At 43.4% G+C, this 1,805-nt stretch carries 2 protein-coding genes; both read right to left on the bottom strand.

Going from position 1 to position 1,805, the window contains the following annotated elements; all coding sequences use genetic code 11:
- Window positions 1–122: 122 nt before the first annotated feature.
- Entirely contained in the window at window positions 123–1,151 is a 1,029-nt protein-coding gene (locus A3738_RS13650) for a methionine synthase (RefSeq protein WP_068480548.1), read from the bottom strand.
- Window positions 1,152–1,177: 26 nt separating this feature from the next.
- Window positions 1,178–1,805: putative oxygenase MesX (locus A3738_RS13645; RefSeq protein ID WP_156504255.1), on the bottom strand; the 628-nt coding region annotated here is incomplete at its 5' end.

Raw genomic sequence — 1,805 nt, 5'->3', positions numbered from 1 at the left:
CTCCTGTCGCTAACAAGGCTAAAAAGGTGGGAAAGTTTTGTGTTAAAAATTCAATGATACTCATCAGTGACTACTTCTGCTTTGAGTGGTTTATCTAGGTTTGCTCACAATTGTTTTGACTTTTAAGCGGCCAATTCTCGTCTGACGATATCGGCACCAGCGCGTAAGGCTTCAAGTTTTCCTCTTGCAATTTTTCGGGATAATGGGGCCATGCCACAATTGGTGCACGGATAGAGCTTATCTGCATCGACATATTTCAAAGCGCCTCGCAAAGTCTCAGCGACCTCTTCGGGCGTTTCGATAGTTTCATTTGCTACATCAATGGCACCGACCATCACTTTCTTGCCTCGAATAAGTTCAAGAACCTCAACCGGTACGCGACCGTTATGGCACTCTAACGAAACAATATCGATATTAGATTCTCGTATCGATGGAAATGTCTCTTCATACTGTCGCCACTCCGAACCTAAAGTCTTCTTCCAGTCTGTATTGGCTTTAATGCCATAGCCATAACAAATGTGTACAGCGGTCTCGCATTTCAGACCTTCAATCGCCCGCTCTAAACACTTAATGCCCCATTCGTTGACCTCATCAATGAAGACGTTAAATGCAGGCTCATCAAACTGGATAATATCAACACCAGCCGCTTCGAGTTCCTTAGCCTCTTTGTTTAAGGCAATGGCGAATTCCCAAGCCAGTTTTTCACGGCTCTTGTAGTGCTCATCGTAAAGCGTGTCCACCATCGTCATAGGACCGGGAAGCGCCCACTTTATTGGCTGTTTGGTTTGTTTGCGTAAGAACTTCGCATCTTCAACAAACACTCCTTTCTGGCGACTCACTGGACCAACAACAGTCGGCACACTCGCGTCATAGCGATTTCGAATCCTAACCGTTTTGCGCTTATCAAAATCAACGCCGCTCAGGCTCTCTATGAAAGTCGTTACAAAATGCTGACGCGTTTGCTCACCATCACTCACGATATCTATTCCTGCATTTTCTTGCTCCTGCAAGGTAACGCGAAGTGCATCTTGTTTACCGGAGACTAAGTCCTCTCCCTCCAACTTCCATGGTGACCAGAGTTTTTCAGGTTCCGCTAACCATGAAGGCTTGGGTAAGCTACCAGCCGTCGAAGTAGGTAATAATTTTTTCATCATGAATTTCCGTCTTTTTAGGCCAATCACGAGGCTAGGTTTTGTAAAACATCGTTTGATGGGGAAAAGTTTGCCGACCATTTTTCTAGAACATTCTGGTAGGGCTTTATAAAATTCTCCTCAGCAAACTTCCCTTGCTTGATGGCTAACTGACTACGTTCCTGTCTGTCATAAACAATTTGCGTTAAGGAATGATCTGAATGCTTCAATTTTGGCTGATAGTGATTACCCGCCACCGCGTTAGCGTTGTAGATTTCAGGCCGATAGATTTTCTGGAAGGTCTCCATCGTACTGATGGTACTGATCAACTCTAGATTGGTGTAATCGCTAAGCAAATCGCCAAAGAAGTAGAACGCAAGCGGCGCGACACTGTTTGGTGGCATAAAATAACGCACTTCAAAGCCCATCTTTTTGAAGTATTGTTCAGTCAAAGAAGATTCGTTTGGTAAGTATTCAATGCCTAAGACAGGATGACCGTTTTCTGTACGTTGATAAATTTTATTATCAGACACACTCAGACAGATAACAGGCAGCTTGTTAAAGTTCTTTTTGTAAGTATCAGAGCAGATAAAATCTTTGAATAGATTGCCATGTAGATCGCCAAAGTTATCAGGAATACTAAAATGATCCTGGTCTTTATTATGATCCAAAAGC

The organism is Oleiphilus sp. HI0066 (assembly GCF_001635725.1).
The sequence above is the reverse complement of the archived record's forward strand: the minus strand, read 5'-3'. Positions and strand labels throughout refer to the sequence as shown.